The sequence below is a fragment of the Streptomyces sp. NPDC058157 genome (assembly GCF_042884105.1).
Lineage (GTDB): Bacteria > Actinomycetota > Actinomycetes > Streptomycetales > Streptomycetaceae > Streptomyces.
Window position 1 is genome coordinate 14719 of the sequence record NZ_JBHVUQ010000091.1, and the last position, 15313, is coordinate 30031.

The following is a 15313-nucleotide window of genomic DNA, read 5'->3' on the forward strand; positions in this document are numbered from 1 at the left end:
GCCCCCTTCCCGCGGGGTCCGGCGCCAGCCGCGTGTGGCCGGCGCCGGACCCTGCGGGGCCGTCCCCTCCCCGCCCTTCACCCGTTCTCGCCTCGATCGCCGGCGTTCGAGGCGGGCGGCGGCGGTACGGTTCGTTGTCGGACGGCGCCAGTAGGGTGGGCGGCATGGCCGACCCTTCCAGCTACCGACCCAAGCCCGGGGAGATCCCCGACTCCCCTGGGGTCTACAAGTTCCGCGACGAGCACCGCCGGGTGATCTACGTCGGGAAGGCCAAGAGCCTGCGCCAGCGGCTGGCCAGCTACTTCCAGGACCTCGCCGGTCTGCACCCCCGCACCGCCACCATGGTCACCACGGCCGCCTCCGTCGAGTGGACCGTCGTCTCCACCGAGGTCGAGGCGCTCCAGCTGGAGTACTCCTGGATCAAGGAGTTCGACCCCCGGTTCAACGTGAAGTACCGGGACGACAAGAGCTACCCCTCGCTCGCCGTCACCCTGAACGAGCAGTACCCGCGCGTGCAGGTGATGCGCGGGCCCAAGAAGAAGGGCGTGCGCTACTTCGGGCCCTACGGGCACGCCTGGGCGATCCGCGAGACCGTCGACCTGATGCTCCGGGTGTTCCCCGTGCGCACCTGCTCCGCCGGGGTCTTCAAGCGCTCCGCCCAGATCGGGCGGCCCTGTCTGCTCGGCTACATCGGCAAGTGCTCGGCGCCCTGCGTAGGCCGGATCAGCCCCGAGGACCACCGGGAACTCGCCGAGGACTTCTGCGACTTCATGGCCGGCCGCACCGGCGCGTACCTCTCCCGGCTGGAGAAGGAGATGCACGCGGCGGCCGAGGAGATGGAGTACGAGAAGGCCGCCCGGCTGCGCGACGACATAGGGGCCCTGCGCCGGGCCATGGAGAAGAACGCCGTCGTCCTCGCCGACGCCACCGACGCCGACCTGATCGCCGTCGCCGAGGACGAGCTGGAGGCGGCCGTGCAGATCTTCCACGTCCGCGGCGGCCGGGTCCGCGGCCAGCGCGGCTGGGTCACCGACAAGGTCGAGGCCGTCGACACCGCCGGGCTCGTCGAACACGCCCTCCAGCAGCTCTACGGGGAGGAGAGCGGCGAGAGCGTGCCCAAGGAGGTGCTCGTCCCGGTCGTCCCGGACGACGCGGCCGCCCTCGGGCAGTGGCTGGCGCAGCGGCGCGGGTCGCAGGTCAGCCTGCGCGTCCCACAGCGCGGGGACAAGAGGTCCCTGATGGAGACCGTCCACCGCAACGCCCAGCAGTCCCTCGCCCTCCACAAGACCAAGCGCGCCGCCGACCTCACCACCCGCTCCCGGGCCCTGGAGGAGATCGCCGAGGCCCTGGAGCTCGACGGGGCGCCCCTGCGCATCGAGTGCTTCGACATCTCCCACCTCCAGGGGGACGACGTCGTGGCCTCCATGGTCGTCTTCGAGGACGGACTCGCCCGCAAGAGCGAGTACCGGCGCTTCCAGGTCAAGGGCTTCGAGGGGCAGGACGACGTCCGGTCCATGCACGAGGTCGTCTCCCGGCGCTTCCGGCGCTACCTCCAGGAGAAGATCAAGACGGGGGAGTGGGCCCCGGAGGACGGCGAGGCCGGCGAGCCCGAGGACGACGGGCGGCCCAAGCGGTTCGCCTACCCGCCCCAGCTCGTCGTCGTCGACGGCGGACAGCCCCAGGTGGCGGCCGCCAAGCGGGCTCTGGAGGAGCTCGGCATCGACGACGTCGCCGTGTGCGGCCTCGCCAAGCGGCTGGAGGAGGTCTGGCTGCCCGGCGAGGACGACCCCGTGGTCCTGCCCCGCACCAGCGAGGGCCTCTACCTGCTCCAGCGGGTGCGTGACGAAGCCCACCGCTTCGCCATCCAGTACCAGCGCAGCAAGCGCGTCAAGCGGCTGAAGGCGGGCCCCCTGGACGAGGTGCCCGGGCTCGGCGAGAGCCGCCGGCTGGCCCTCGTGAAGCACTTCGGTTCGGTGAAGAAGCTGAGACAGGCGACAATCGACCAGATCTGCGAGGTCCCGGGCATAGGCCGCAAGACGGCCGAGACCGTGGCCGCGGCCCTCGCCCAGGCGGTCCCCGCAGGTCCTGCCGTCAACACGGCGACAGGAGAGATCATTGAGGACGAGGCCCCCGCGCCCGCGGGGACGCCGTCCGATCGGGGGACCGAGCAATGACCGAGCACGAGACCGAGCACGACCGAGACGGAGCACAGGTGAGTACGGGCACGACAGTGGAGCCCGGCGACAACGCCGAGGCGGCCATCCCCGAGCTGGTGATCATCTCCGGCATGTCCGGAGCCGGCCGCAGCACGGCGGCCAAGTGCCTGGAGGACCTCGGCTGGTTCGTCGTCGACAACCTGCCGCCGGCGCTGATCCCCACCATGGTGGAGCTCGGCGCCCGCTCCCAGGGCAACGTGGCGCGCATCGCCGTCGTCGTCGACGTCCGGGGCCGCCAGTTCTTCGACGCCCTGCGCGAGTCCCTCGCCGACCTGGAGTCCCGCGGGGTCACCCGGCGCATCGTCTTCCTGGAGTCCTCCGACGACGCCCTGGTCCGCCGCTTCGAGTCGGTCCGCCGCCCGCACCCGCTCCAGGGCGACGGCCGCATCGTCGACGGCATCGCCGCCGAGCGCGACCTGCTGCGCGAGCTGCGCGGCGACGCCGACCTGGTGATCGACACCTCCAGCCTGAACGTGCACGAGCTGCGCGCGAAGATGGACGCCCAGTTCGCGGGCGACGAGGAGCCCGAGCTGCGGGCCACCGTGATGTCCTTCGGCTTCAAGTACGGCCTGCCCGTCGACGCCGACCTCGTCGTCGACTGCCGCTTCATCCCCAACCCGCACTGGGTCCCCGAGCTGCGCCCCTTCACCGGACTCAACGAGGAGGTGTCGGGCTACGTCTTCAGCCAGCCCGGCGCCAAGGAGTTCCTCGACCGCTACACCGAGCTCCTCCAGCTCATCGCCGCCGGCTACCGCCGCGAGGGCAAGCGGTACGTGACCATCGCGGTCGGCTGCACCGGCGGCAAGCACCGCAGCGTCGCCATGTCCGAGAAGCTCGCCGCCCGCCTCGCCTCCGAGGGAGTCGAGACCGTCGTAGTCCACCGGGACATGGGGCGCGAGTGACCGGACGGACCCTGCGCCTGCGCCGCCTGCGCCGTCTGACCCCCGCCCGGGGCGAGGACGGCGCCGGCCGCGCCGGCCGCCGCGGGGCGGCCAAGGTGGTCGCGCCCAAGGTCGTCGCCCTCGGCGGCGGCATGGGCCTGTCGGCCTCCCTCGCCGCCCTGCGCCGGATCACCGGGGAGCTCACCGCCGTGGTCACCGTCGCCGACGACGGCGGCTCCAGCGGGCGGCTCCGCGAGGAGCTGAGCGTGCTGCCGCCCGGCGACCTGCGCAAGGCGCTGGCCGCGCTGTGCGGGGACGACGACTGGGGCCAGACCTGGGCCCGGGTCATCCAGCACCGTTTCCAGTCCCAGGGCGACCTGCACGGGCACGCCGTCGGCAACCTGCTGATCGTCGCCCTGTGGGAACAGCTCGGCGACCCCGTCCAGGCCCTCGACCTGGTGGGCAAGCTGCTCGGGGCGCAGGGCCGGGTACTGCCGATGTCGGCCGTGCCGCTGGAGCTCCAGGCCCTGGTCAAGGGGCACGATCCGGCGCGCCCGGACGAGGTGGACACCGTCCGGGGGCAGGCCACCGTGGCCCTGACCCCGGGCGAGGTGCTCTCCGTCCAGGTCGTGCCGGGCGACCCGCCGGCCGTGCCGGAGGCCGTCGCCGCCGTGCTCGACGCCGACTGGGTGGTGCTCGGCCCGGGATCCTGGTTCTCCTCCGTCATCCCGCACCTGCTGGTGCCGGAGCTGCTGGACGCGCTGGCGGCGACGAAGGCCCGCAAGGTCCTCTCGCTGAACCTCGCCCCCCAGCCGGGCGAAACAGAGGGCTTCTCTCCGCAGCGTCATTTGGAGGTTTTGGCCCGACACGCCCCTAAACTCGCCCTGGACGTGGTGCTGGCCGACGAGGCCGCCGTGCCCGACCGCGAGTCCCTCGCCGATGCCGCCAAGCGGTTCGGTGCGGCGGTCGAGCTGGCGCCGGTGGCCAGGCAGGACGGCTCTCCGAAGCACGACCCGGAGCTGCTGGCCGCCGCGTACGACCGTATTTTTCGGATGCATGGAAGGATCGGCCCATGGCGATGACGCCCGCGGTGAAGGATGAGATCTCCCGCCTCCCCGTCACCCGGACCTGCTGCAGGAAGGCGGAGGTCTCGGCGATCCTTCGGTTCGCGGGCGGCCTGCACCTGGTGAGCGGCCGGATCGTCATCGAGGCGGAACTGGACACCGGGATCGCCGCCAGACGGCTGCGCAAGGACATCCTGGAGATCTTCGGCCACTCCTCCGACCTGGTGGTCATGGCCCCCGGCGGGCTGCGCCGCGGCAGCCGCTTCGTCGTCCGGGTCGTCGCCGGCGGGGACCAGCTGGCCCGCCAGACCGGCCTCGTCGACGGCCGCGGCCGTCCCATCCGCGGGCTGCCCCCGCAGGTGGTCTCCGGGGCGACCTGTGACGCCGAGGCGGCCTGGCGCGGTGCCTTCCTGGCCCACGGCTCCCTCACCGAGCCGGGCCGTTCCTCCTCCCTGGAGGTCACCTGCCCCGGCCCCGAGGCAGCCCTGGCCCTGGTGGGTGCCGCCCGGCGGCTCTCGATCGCCGCGAAGGCGCGCGAGGTGCGCGGCGTGGACCGGGTCGTCGTCCGCGACGGCGACGCCATCGGCGCCCTGCTGACCCGCCTCGGCGCGCACGAGTCGGTGCTGGCCTGGGAGGAGCGGCGGATGCGGCGCGAGGTGCGTGCCACCGCCAACCGCCTCGCCAACTTCGACGACGCCAACCTGCGCCGCTCGGCGCGGGCCGCGGTGGCCGCCGGAGCCCGGGTCCAGCGCGCGCTGGAGATCCTCGGCGAGGAGGTCCCCGAGCACCTCGCCGCCGCCGGCCGGCTGCGCATGGAGCACAAGCAGGCCTCCCTGGAGGAGCTGGGCGCGCTCGCCGACCCGCCGCTGACCAAGGACGCCGTCGCGGGCCGGATCCGCCGCCTGCTGGCGATGGCCGACAAGCGGGCGCAGGACCTCGGGATCCCCGGCACCGAGTCCAACCTGGACCTCAGCGAGGAGCTGGCCGACAACATGGCCGGCTGAGACGGGAGTTCCCCGTCCGCGCCCGCTCACCCCGCCGGGCGGACCCGGCCCGCACGGTCCTCCGTGCGGGCCGGGTCCCGTTTGTCCCATTGACATGGGCATCGCCGGATCGTGAGCCTGGCCCCCGAACGCTTTCGTGGCTGACGACGCCCAGGGGGGCACATGAGGCAACGCGCGAGAACGATCCTCGCGGCAAGCGCACTCGTCATCGGAACCACACTCGCCGCCATGCCCGCGGCGGCCCAGGCACGGCCCGCCTCCGGCGCCGCACCCGGCGCCGACGAGGTACGCGTCTACGACGCCGACATCACCCGCGACCAGGTCCCGCTCGTCCTCGCCGCCGGCCAGGACGCCCAGGAGCTCGCCGAACGGGCTCCCGCGACCGGGACCGCGAAGGTCGAGCTGTTCCTCACCGGGGACCAGGCCGAGGGGCTCGCCGCCCAGGGGGTCAAGCTCGCCGAGCGCAAGGTCTCCGCCCAGGGGCTGGCCCGCACCAAGGCCGCCGGGGACGGGGTCTTCCGCCCCTACGGCGGCAAGGGCGGCCTCCAGGAGGAGATCCTGCGGACCGCGCAGGAGAACCCCGGCCTGACCAAGGTCGTATCCATCGGCAAGACCGTCCAGGGCAAGGACATCCTCGCCCTCAAGGTCACCAAGGACGCCAGGAAGACCCTGGACGGCGACAAGCCGTCCGTGCTCTACATGTCCAACCAGCACGCCCGCGAGTGGATCACCCCCGAGATGACCCGGCGGCTGATGCACCACACCCTCGACAACTACGGCAAGGACGCCCGGATCACCAAGCTGGTGGACTCCACCGAGCTGTGGTTCCTGCTCTCCGCCAACCCCGACGGGTACGACTACACCTTCACCTCGGACGACGCCCGCCTCTGGCGCAAGAACCTGCACGACAACAACGGCGACGGCAAGATCACCGCGGTGGACGGGGTCGACCTCAACCGCAACTTCGCCTACAAGTGGGGCTGGGACAACGAGGGTTCCTCCCCGAGCCCCTCCAGCGAGACCTACCGCGGCCCCAAGGCCCAGTCCGAGCCCGAGACCGTCGCCCTCGACACGTTCGAGAAGCGGATCGGCTTCCGGTACGCGATCAACTACCACTCGGCCTCCGAGCTCCTGCTGTACGGAGTCGGCTGGCAGGTCGCCACCCCGACCCCGGACGACGTGGCCTACAAGGCCCTCGCCGGCACCCCCGAGCACCCGGCCGTCCCCGGCTACTACCCGCAGATCTCCTCCGAGCTGTACACCACCAACGGCGAGGCCGACGGCCACGCCGCCAACGCCAACGGCGTCATGATGTTCACGCCGGAGATGACCACCTGCCAGACGGCCTCCGCGATCGACCCGAACGACCGCTGGAAGCCCGAGGACTGCGCCTCCGGCTTCAACTTCCCGGACGACGAGAAGCTGATCCAGCAGGAGTTCGCCAAGAACGTCCCCTTCGCGCTGTCCGTCGGCGAGAGCGCCGCCCACCCGGACCGGCCCGTCTCCTCGGTCGGGATGAGCGCCGCCGACTTCACCCTCGACCCCTTCACCACCTCCTACGTCGCCCGCGGCGAGGACCAGACGGTCTCCGTCACCGCCCGCAAGGCGCTGGGGGACAAGCTCCTCAACTTCCGGATCAACGGCGGCCGTACGCACGACGACGAGCTCAAGGCCTGGAAGGGCGGCGACGTCTACGGCGGCGAGGACAACAACTGGTTCGACGAGTACCGGGCCAAGGTCGACGGCGCCAAGCCGGGCGACAAGGTCGAGGTCTGGTTCACCGGCCGCGACCGCGGCAAGCCCGTCTCCAGCGAGCACTTCACGTACACCGTGGCCGAACGCCCGCGCGCGGACGTCCTGGTGATCGCGGAGGAGGGCGCCAAGGCGCAGCACGCCCAGAGCTACGTGGACGCGCTGCGGGCCAACGGGAAGTCCGCCGCCGTGTGGGACGTGGCGACCCAGGGCGCCCCGCACCACCTCGGCGTGCTCTCCCACTTCCGCACGGCCGTCCACTACACCGGCGCGGGCGCCCCCGGCGGCCCCACGCAGCTGGCGGTCCGCGACTTCCTCAACGAGGGCGGCAAGCTCGTCGAGGCCGGTGAGCTGGCGGGCGGCCGGGCCCAGGTCGGCCGGGCCCTGACCGACGACTTCAGCCAGTACTACCTCGGCGCCTACGCCCGGGCCACGACCAAGGGCCCCACCGGCTTCACCGGCGCCGGCCCGCTGGCCGGAGCGGGCGGCGCCCTCGGCGACGCCGCCGGCAACCCGCTGAACACCCCCGGAGCCTTCAGCGTCACCTCCGACGCCCTGCCGCCGGCGCAGTTCCCGCAGTTCAAGAGCGCGCAGGCGGGCCGGTACGCCGGCATCGTGAACCCGTACGCCCCCTACGCGGGCACCGGCATGGCGTCGGTCACCCACGAGGACGACGACTGGAAGCGCCTCACCCGTACCGTCGACCTCACCAAGGTCACGGCCGCCGATCAGCCGAAGCTGAAGATGGCCCTCAACTGGAACACCGAGCAGGGCTACGACCACGCCGTCCTGGAGGCCCGTACGGCCGGCGGGGAGGACTGGACCACACTTCCGGACGTGGGCGGCTCGAGCTCCACCACCGTCCCGGCGGAGTGCGGGGCCGGGTTCTTCGTCAACGGCCACCCGTTCCTGCGCCACTACCTCACCGTCGGGAGCGGCGGCTGCTCACCGAGCGGAACCAGCGGGGCGTGGAACAGCTTCACCGGCTCCTCCGACGGCTGGAAGCAGGTCTCCTTCGACCTGAGCCCCTACGCCGGCAAGACCGTCGAGGTCTCCCTGTCGTACATCACCGACCCCGGCACCGGCGGCCGCGGGGTCTTCGCGGACGAGGCCCGGGTCTCCGTGGGCGGCGCCGACCAGGCCGTGGAGGGCTTCGAGACCTCCCTCGGGGCCTGGACCGCCCAGGGCGCCCCCGCCGGAAGTCCCGAAGTTCCGGGAAATTGGTCCAGGACCGGAGAGCTGTTCAAGTCCTACGCCGCCGTCACTACGCGTGACACGGTCCTGTTCGGCTTCGGGCTGGAGCACCTCCCGGCCGCGGCCGACCGAGCGCTACTGATCGGTAAGGCACTTCGCACACTGAACGGCTGATCAGCGACCTTTCCGGCACTCACGCTGAGTGACCGGGACCAAAGTCCCCGGGGTCCCTTGCCGCAGCGGTGGTCCAGGCCCCGGGGGCGTGTCAGCCTCCGGCCGATTCCACTCCGAAGCTCACGGAGAGGTAGGGTCGTAAGCGGTCGGGGACATCCCATACAGCTCGCCGGCGGGACAGGCCGGCGCACCAACGAGGAGATCGGTTCGTGACGATCCGCGTAGGCATCAATGGTTTTGGCCGCATTGGCCGCAACTACTTCCGGGCGCTTCTCGAGCAGGGGGCGGACATCGAGGTTGTCGGTGTCAACGACCTGACGGACAACGGCACCCTGGTGCACCTGCTCAAGTACGACAGCATCCTGGGCCGTCTGAAGCAGGACGTCTCCCACACCGATGACACCATCACCGTGGGCGACATGACCTTCAAGACGTTCGCCGAGCGCGACCCCGCGAACCTCCCCTGGGGCGAGCTGGGCGCCGACATCGTGATCGAGTCCACCGGCATCTTCACGAAGAAGGCCGACGCCGCCAAGCACATCGCGGCCGGCGCGAAGAAGGTCCTCATCTCGGCCCCGGCCAAGGACGAGGACATCACCATCGTGATGGGCGTCAACCAGGACAAGTACGACGCCGCCCAGCACCACGTGATCTCCAACGCCTCCTGCACCACCAACTGCGTGGCGCCGATGGCCAAGGTCCTCGACGAGAACTTCGGCATCGTCAAGGGCATGATGACGACGGTCCACGCGTACACGAACGACCAGCGCATCCTGGACTTCCCGCACTCGGACCTGCGCCGCGCCCGCGCCGCCGCCGAGAACATCATCCCGACCTCCACCGGTGCCGCCAAGGCGACCGCGCTGGTCCTCCCGCAGCTCAAGGGCAAGCTCGACGGCATCGCGATGCGCGTCCCGGTCCCCACCGGCTCGGTCACCGACCTCGTCCTGGAGCTCTCCCGCGAGACCACCAAGGAAGAGATCAACGCCGCCTTCCAGAAGGCCGCCGAGGGCCAGCTCAAGGGCATCCTCGACTACACCGAGGACGCGATCGTCTCCTCCGACATCGTGAACTGGCCGGCTTCGTGCACCTTCGACTCCTCGCTGACCATGGTGCAGGACGGTACGCAGGTCAAGGTCGTCGGCTGGTACGACAACGAGTGGGGCTACTCCAACCGCCTCGTCGACCTCACCGTCTTCGTCGGCGGTCAGCTCTAAGAACGTAGGGCAAGGCAACACCATGTGAGCACAGGGTCCGCTCGGCGCGATGAGGCGCCGTACGGGCCCTGTCGCTTGCCCCGTCCCATCCGCCCTGCACCTGTAACAGCCCTGTATGGGGACAAGGAGTAGAAACACATGAAGACGATCGACGAACTTCTCGCGGACGGCGTCGCCGGCAAGCGGGTCTTCGTACGCGCCGATCTCAACGTGCCGCTCAAGGAAGGCGTGATCACCGACGACGGCCGCATCCGCGCCGTCCAGCCCACCATCGCCAAGCTCGCCGAGGCGGGCGCCCGCGTGGTGGTCGCCTCGCACCTGGGCCGCCCCAAGGGCACCGGCACCGAGCCCGACTTCTCCCTCGCCCCGGCCGCGAAGCGGCTCGGCGAGCTGCTCGGCGCCGAGGTCGCCTTCGCCACCGACACCGTCGGCGACTCGGCCAAGGCGGTCGTCGCGGGCCTGGCCGACGGCCAGGTCGCCGTCATCGAGAACCTGCGCTTCAACGCCGGCGAGACCTCCAAGGACGAGGCCGAGCGCGTGGCCTTCGCCCGCGAGCTCGCCGAGCTGGCCGACCTCTACGTCGGCGACGGCTTCGGCGCCGTCCACCGCAAGCACGCCTCGGTCTTCGACCTGCCCGCGCTGCTCCCGCACGCGGCCGGCTACCTCATCGCCACCGAGGTCGGCGTCCTGAAGAAGCTGACCGCCGAGGTCAAGCGCCCCTACGTCGTCGTCCTCGGCGGCGCCAAGGTCTCCGACAAGCTCGCCGTCATCGACGAGCTCCTCGGCAGGGCCGACCGCATCCTCATCGGCGGCGGCATGGCCTACACCTTCCTCAAGGCCAAGGGCCACGAGGTCGGCATCTCCCTCCTCCAGCAGGACCAGATCCCGGTCGTCACGGAGTACATGGAGCGCGCCGAGAAGAACGGCGTCGAGCTGGTCCTCCCCGTCGACATCCTCGCCTCGGCGGACTTCCCCGACATCAAGGGCGGGACCCCGGCCGACTTCATCACCGTCGACGCCGACCAGATCCCCGCGGACAAGGAGGGCCTGGACATCGGCCCCAAGACCCGCGAGCTGTACGCCTCGAAGATCGCCGACGCCGAGACCGTGTTCTGGAACGGACCGGTCGGCGTCTTCGAGCACCCCGATTACGCGAACGGCACCCGCGCGATCGCACAGGCCCTCGTCGACAGCGAGGCCTTCACCGTGGTCGGCGGCGGCGACAGCGCCGCGGCCGTCCGGATCCTGGGCTTCGACGAGAACGCCTTCGGTCACATTTCCACCGGTGGTGGCGCCAGCCTCGAATACCTCGAGGGCAAGACGCTCCCCGGCCTCGCCGCCCTGGAGGGCTGAACCACAATGACGTCTGTCGAAAACGGCCGCACCCCGCTCATGGCGGGCAACTGGAAGATGAACCTCAACCACCTCGAGGCCATCGCCCACGTCCAGAAGCTCGCCTTCGCGCTCGCCGACAAGGACTACGACGCGGTCGACGTCGCCGTACTCCCGCCCTTCACCGACCTGCGCTCGGTCCAGACCCTGGTCGACGGCGACAAGCTGAAGATCAAGTACGGCGCCCAGGACATCTCGGCGTACGACTCCGGTGCCTACACCGGCGAGATCTCCGGCCCCATGCTGTCGAAGCTGAAGTGCACGTTCGTGGCCGTCGGCCACAGCGAGCGCCGCCAGTACCACGGCGAGACCGACGAGGTCTGCAACGCCAAGGTCAAGGCCGCCTACCGCAACGGGATCACCCCGATCCTCTGCGTCGGCGAGGGCCTCGACGTCCGCAAGGCGGGCGCCCAGGTCGCGCACACCCTCGCCCAGGTCGACGGCGGCCTCAAGGACGTCCCGGCCGAGCAGGTCGAGTCCATCGTGATCGCCTACGAGCCCGTCTGGGCGATCGGCACCGGCGAGGTCGCCACCCCCGAGGACGCCCAGGAGGTCTGCGGGGCGATCCGCGGCCGCCTCGCCGAGCTCTACTCCCAGGAGCTGGCCGACAAGGTCCGCATCCAGTACGGCGGCTCCGTGAAGTCCGGCAACATCGCCGCGATCATGGCCCAGCCCGACGTCGACGGCGCCCTGATCGGCGGCGCGGCGCTGGACGTGGACGAGTTCGTCAAGATCGTCCGCTTCCGCGACCAGTGAGTATGCGGTAGGGCCGATCCGTCGTACCCTTGCGGGGGCCGGGGGCCGCGTACGCGCGGCAGCCGGCCCCCGCTTCCTCCCAGCAAGCCCAGAAAGTAGGAATCAGCCGTGGTTATGGGGTTCTCGATCGCCCTGATCGTCTTCAGCTCTCTGCTGATGCTGCTCGTGCTGATGCACAAGGGCAAGGGCGGCGGCCTTTCCGACATGTTCGGCGGCGGCATGCAGTCCTCCGTCGGCGGCTCCTCCGTGGCGGAGCGCAACCTGGACCGCATCACGGTCGTCATCGGCCTCCTGTGGTTCGCCTGCATCGTGGCGCTCGGCCTGCTCATGAAGTCGAACGGCAGCTGACGGTTCCGGCCATTTCGCCCGGCCCGCTCGGTCTTTACGTAAACTGAGGCGCCCACAGCGGGTATACCCTCACGCTGGGCGGCACCATCACGCAGGGAGTTACGACCGTGGCAAGTGGCAACGCGATTCGTGGAAGTCGGGTCGGAGCCGGGCCGATGGGCGAGGCCGAGCGCGGTGAGTCCGCGCCCCGTCTGCGCATCTCCTTCTGGTGCTCGAACGGGCACGAGACGCAGCCCAGCTTCGCCAGCGACGCGCAGGTCCCCGACACCTGGGACTGCCCGCGCTGCGGCTTCCCCGCCGGCCAGGACCGGGACAACCCGCCCGCACCGCCGCGCACCGAGCCGTACAAGACGCACCTCGCCTACGTCCGCGAGCGCCGCACCGACGCCGACGGCGAGGCCATCCTCGCCGAGGCCCTCGCCAAGCTCCGCGGCGAGATCTGAGGGGCTGCGGCCGGGGCCGCACTCGAGCGTGACTGGGGGCCCGGCCCGTGGGAGTACGAATCCCGCGGGCCGGGCCCCTTTGTGTGCGTTGTCCCCCTTCGGATCCCTTAGGTTGGAGGTGGCGGGGCACAACAGGACGGAAGAAGTGGGTTGATGTCCGAGATGAACGCGGAGAGCCGTACGAGGCTGAACCGACTGCCGGAGTGGAACGCGCTCGGCAAGCACCGGGAAGCGCTGGGGCAGACGCATCTGCGGGAGCTGTTCGAGACGGATCCGGAGCGGGGCACCGGCTACACCCTGCGGGTCGGCGACCTGCACATCGACTACTCCAAGCACCTCGTCACCGACGAGACCCTCGCGCTGCTGCGCGAGCTGGCCGCGGCGACGGGCGTGGCGGAGCTGCGGGACCGCATGTTCCGCGGCGAGAAGATCAACGTGACGGAGGACCGCGCGGTCCTGCACACCGCGCTGCGCGCCCCCGCGGACGCGGTCGTCGAGGTGGACGGCGAGAACGTCGTCCCCGCCGTCCACGAGGTCCTCGACAAGATGGCGGCCTTCTCCGACCAGGTCCGTTCGGGGGAGTGGACCGGCTTCACCGGCAAGCGCATCAGGAACGTCGTCAACATCGGCATCGGCGGCTCCGACCTCGGTCCGGCGATGGCGTACGAGGCCCTGCGCGCCTTCACCGACCGCGACCTGACGGTGCGTTTCGTCTCCAACGTCGACGGCGCCGACCTCCACGAGGCCGTACGCGACCTGGACCCGGCCGAGACGCTGTTCATCATCGCGTCCAAGACCTTCACCACCATCGAGACCATCACCAACGCCACCTCGGCCCGCCAGTGGCTGCTCGCCGGTCTGGGCGCCGACCAGACCGCCGTGGCACGGCACTTCGTGGCGCTGTCCACCAACGCCGAGAAGGTCGCCGAGTTCGGGATCGACCCGGCCAACATGTTCGGCTTCTGGGACTGGGTCGGCGGCCGCTACTCCTTCGACTCGGCCATCGGGCTCTCGCTGATGATCGCGATCGGCCCGGACTCCTTCCGGGAGCTGCTGGGCGGCTTCCACACCGTGGACGAGCACTTCCGCACCGCGGCGCCCGAGGACAACGCCCCGCTGCTGCTGGGCCTGTTGGGCATCTGGTACGGGGCCTTCTTCGACGCCCAGTCGCACGCCGTGCTCCCGTACAGCCACTACCTCTCCCGCTTCACGGCCTACTTGCAGCAGCTGGACATGGAGTCCAACGGCAAGTCCGTGGACCGCGACGGCAATCCGGTGGACTGGCAGACCGGCCCGGTGGTGTGGGGCACGCCCGGCACCAACGGGCAGCACGCGTACTACCAGTTGATCCACCAGGGCACCAAGGTGATCCCGGCGGACTTCATCGGCTTCGCCCGCCCGGTCGCGGAGCTGGAGCCGGCGCTGGCGGCCCAGCACGACCTGCTGATGGCCAACTTCTTCGCCCAGACCCAGGCCCTGGCCTTCGGCAAGACGGCCGAGGAGGTGCGGGCGGAGGGCGTCGCCGAGGCGCTCGTCCCGCACAAGACCTTCCAGGGCAACCACCCCACGACGACCATCCTCGCGGGTGAGCTGAACCCGGCGGTGCTGGGACAGCTCATCGCCCTCTACGAGCACAAGGTGTTCGTCCAGGGCGCGGTGTGGAACATCGACTCCTTCGACCAGTGGGGCGTCGAGCTCGGCAAGGTCCTCGCCAAGCGGGTGGAGCCGGCGCTGACGGAGGGCGCGGACGTCCCGGGCCTGGACCCGTCGACGCGGGCCCTGGTGGCCACCTACCGGCAGCTGCGCGGGCGGCAGTAGGAACGGGCGGAGCGCCCCGTACCGGTCGGTGGCCGTTACGGGGCGCTCCGTGTCTTCCGGCTCAGGAGGAGGCCGGCGGGTACAGCCCGGAGGGGAGCTTGGCCGCGGCGGCGCGGTCCAGCAGCCAGAGCGTGCGGCTGCGGCCGTAGGCCTCGGCCGCCGGGGCCTGCACCCCGCCCGCCCCGCCGAGGGCGATGGCGACCGCCCCGGCCTTGTCCTCGCCGGCCGCCAGCAGCCACACCTCGCGGGCCGCGCGGATCGCGGGGAGGGTGAGCGAGACGCGGGTGGGCGGGGGCTTGGGCGCGCCGTGGACGCCGACGACGGTCCGCTCGCTCTCGCGGGCCGCGGGGTGCTCGGGGAACAGGGACGCCACGTGGGTGTCCGGGCCGACGCCCAGCATCAGCACGTCGAACCGCGGGACGGGGCCGTGGTCCTCGGGCGTGGCCGCCCGCGCCAGCTCGGCGGCGTACGCGGCCGCGGCGGCGTCCACGTCGGCGCCGTACGGGCCGTCGGAGGCGGGCATCGCGTGCACGCGTGCCGGGTCCACCGGGACGGCGTCCAGGAGGGCCTCACGGGCCTGTACGTGGTTGCGCTCGGGGTCGTCGGCGGGGACGTAGCGTTCGTCGCCCCACCAGAGGTCGATGCGCGACCAGTCGATCGCGTCCCGGGCGGGGGCCGCGGCGAGGGCCGCGAGGAGGCCGTTGCCGTTGCGGCCGCCGGTCAGGACGACGGAGGCGCTGCCGCGGGCGGCCTGTGCGTCCACGATCTTGGTGATGAGCCGGGCGGCTGCGGCCTGGGCCATCAGCTCCTTGTCCCGGTGGACGACCACCTGGGGAGTCGTCATACCCATGTGCTGCCGCCTTCTTGGTAGTTCTGGGTGGTGTGGGGGGCGGGTGCGGGTGGGTGCCGCTGCGCGGAGCCGTTCCCCACCCCGCCCCTTCCCGAAACCGGGGCTCCGCCCCGGACTCCGTACGTGCGCTGCGCGCCCGTGCGCTCAATCGCCGCGCGGGCTGGAATTGCCGCGCAGCGGCAATATCCAGCCCCGCCGGCGTTT

General features: G+C 71.3%; 12 protein-coding genes. 11 read left to right on the plus strand and 1 reads right to left on the minus strand.

The genetic code is table 11. The features are described from left to right. Positions 1–164: 164 nt before the first annotated feature. The 11 genes from uvrC (at position 165) to pgi (ending at position 14259) form a co-directional block, all read left to right on the plus strand. The gene (gene uvrC, locus ACFVXK_RS22290; RefSeq protein WP_389614237.1) at positions 165–2174 is read left to right on the plus strand and encodes an excinuclease ABC subunit UvrC; all 2010 of its coding nucleotides are present in this window, start codon (positions 165–167) and stop codon (positions 2172–2174) included. After that, positions 2171–3118, plus strand: a complete 948-nt coding sequence (rapZ, locus tag ACFVXK_RS22295) for an RNase adapter RapZ (RefSeq protein WP_389614239.1) — start codon at positions 2171–2173, stop codon at positions 3116–3118. Before uvrC ends, rapZ begins: the two co-directional genes overlap by 4 nt. Further along, on the plus strand, positions 3115–4179 hold the full coding sequence (gene yvcK, locus ACFVXK_RS22300) for a uridine diphosphate-N-acetylglucosamine-binding protein YvcK (protein WP_388943659.1): 1065 nt from the start codon (positions 3115–3117) through the stop codon (positions 4177–4179). Before rapZ ends, yvcK begins: the two co-directional genes overlap by 4 nt. After that, a complete protein-coding gene (gene whiA / locus ACFVXK_RS22305) occupies positions 4170–5165 on the plus strand; it encodes a DNA-binding protein WhiA (RefSeq protein WP_030237199.1) in 996 nt (331 codons plus the stop codon). The genes yvcK and whiA overlap by 10 nt, the downstream gene beginning before the upstream one ends. Positions 5166–5327: 162 nt before the next feature. Beyond that, positions 5328–8285: a M14 family zinc carboxypeptidase gene (locus ACFVXK_RS22310; RefSeq protein ID WP_389614241.1), complete on the plus strand. Its 2958-nt coding sequence runs from the start codon at positions 5328–5330 to the stop codon at positions 8283–8285. 209 nt (positions 8286–8494) lie between these two features. Further along, on the plus strand, positions 8495–9502 hold the full coding sequence (gap, locus tag ACFVXK_RS22315; protein ID WP_389614243.1) for a type I glyceraldehyde-3-phosphate dehydrogenase: 1008 nt from the start codon (positions 8495–8497) through the stop codon (positions 9500–9502). A 138-nt stretch (positions 9503–9640) separates the two neighbouring features. Beyond that, positions 9641–10855, plus strand: a complete 1215-nt coding sequence (locus tag ACFVXK_RS22320) for a phosphoglycerate kinase (protein WP_389614245.1) — start codon at positions 9641–9643, stop codon at positions 10853–10855. Between the two features lie 6 nt (positions 10856–10861). After that, complete coding sequence (gene tpiA / locus ACFVXK_RS22325) at positions 10862–11650, plus strand: triose-phosphate isomerase (protein ID WP_389614247.1); 789 nt, start codon at positions 10862–10864, stop codon at positions 11648–11650. Positions 11651–11764: 114 nt separating this feature from the next. Beyond that, positions 11765–11998, plus strand: a complete 234-nt coding sequence (gene secG / locus ACFVXK_RS22330; protein WP_389614253.1) for a preprotein translocase subunit SecG — start codon at positions 11765–11767, stop codon at positions 11996–11998. 107 nt (positions 11999–12105) lie between these two features. Next, positions 12106–12441, plus strand: coding sequence for an RNA polymerase-binding protein RbpA (locus ACFVXK_RS22335; RefSeq protein WP_007263454.1), 336 nt, complete (start codon positions 12106–12108; stop codon positions 12439–12441). Positions 12442–12603: 162 nt separating this feature from the next. Further along, a complete protein-coding gene (gene pgi / locus ACFVXK_RS22340) occupies positions 12604–14259 on the plus strand; it encodes a glucose-6-phosphate isomerase (RefSeq protein WP_389614255.1) in 1656 nt (551 codons plus the stop codon). A 61-nt stretch (positions 14260–14320) separates the two neighbouring features. On the opposite strand, the gene pgl is transcribed toward pgi, so the two are convergent. Then, a complete protein-coding gene (pgl, locus tag ACFVXK_RS22345; protein ID WP_389614249.1) occupies positions 14321–15103 on the minus strand; it encodes a 6-phosphogluconolactonase in 783 nt (260 codons plus the stop codon). Positions 15104–15313 lie beyond the last annotated feature (210 nt).

Bases quoted from the DNA above. Each gene is read 5' to 3' on its own strand.
- uvrC (WP_389614237.1), top strand. From the start codon at position 165: ATGGCCGACCCTTCCAGCTACCGACCCAAGCCCGGGGAGATCCCCGAC.
- rapZ (WP_389614239.1), top strand. From the start codon at position 2,171: ATGACCGAGCACGAGACCGAGCACGACCGAGACGGAGCACAGGTGAGT.
- whiA (WP_030237199.1), top strand. From the start codon at position 4,170: ATGGCGATGACGCCCGCGGTGAAGGATGAGATCTCCCGCCTCCCCGTC.
- ACFVXK_RS22310 (WP_389614241.1), top strand. From the start codon at position 5,328: ATGAGGCAACGCGCGAGAACGATCCTCGCGGCAAGCGCACTCGTCATC.
- ACFVXK_RS22320 (WP_389614245.1), top strand. From the start codon at position 9,641: ATGAAGACGATCGACGAACTTCTCGCGGACGGCGTCGCCGGCAAGCGG.
- tpiA (WP_389614247.1), top strand. From the start codon at position 10,862: ATGACGTCTGTCGAAAACGGCCGCACCCCGCTCATGGCGGGCAACTGG.
- secG (WP_389614253.1), top strand. From the start codon at position 11,765: ATGGGGTTCTCGATCGCCCTGATCGTCTTCAGCTCTCTGCTGATGCTG.
- pgi (WP_389614255.1), top strand. From the start codon at position 12,604: ATGAACGCGGAGAGCCGTACGAGGCTGAACCGACTGCCGGAGTGGAAC.
- pgl (WP_389614249.1), bottom strand. From the start codon at position 15,103: ATGACGACTCCCCAGGTGGTCGTCCACCGGGACAAGGAGCTGATGGCC.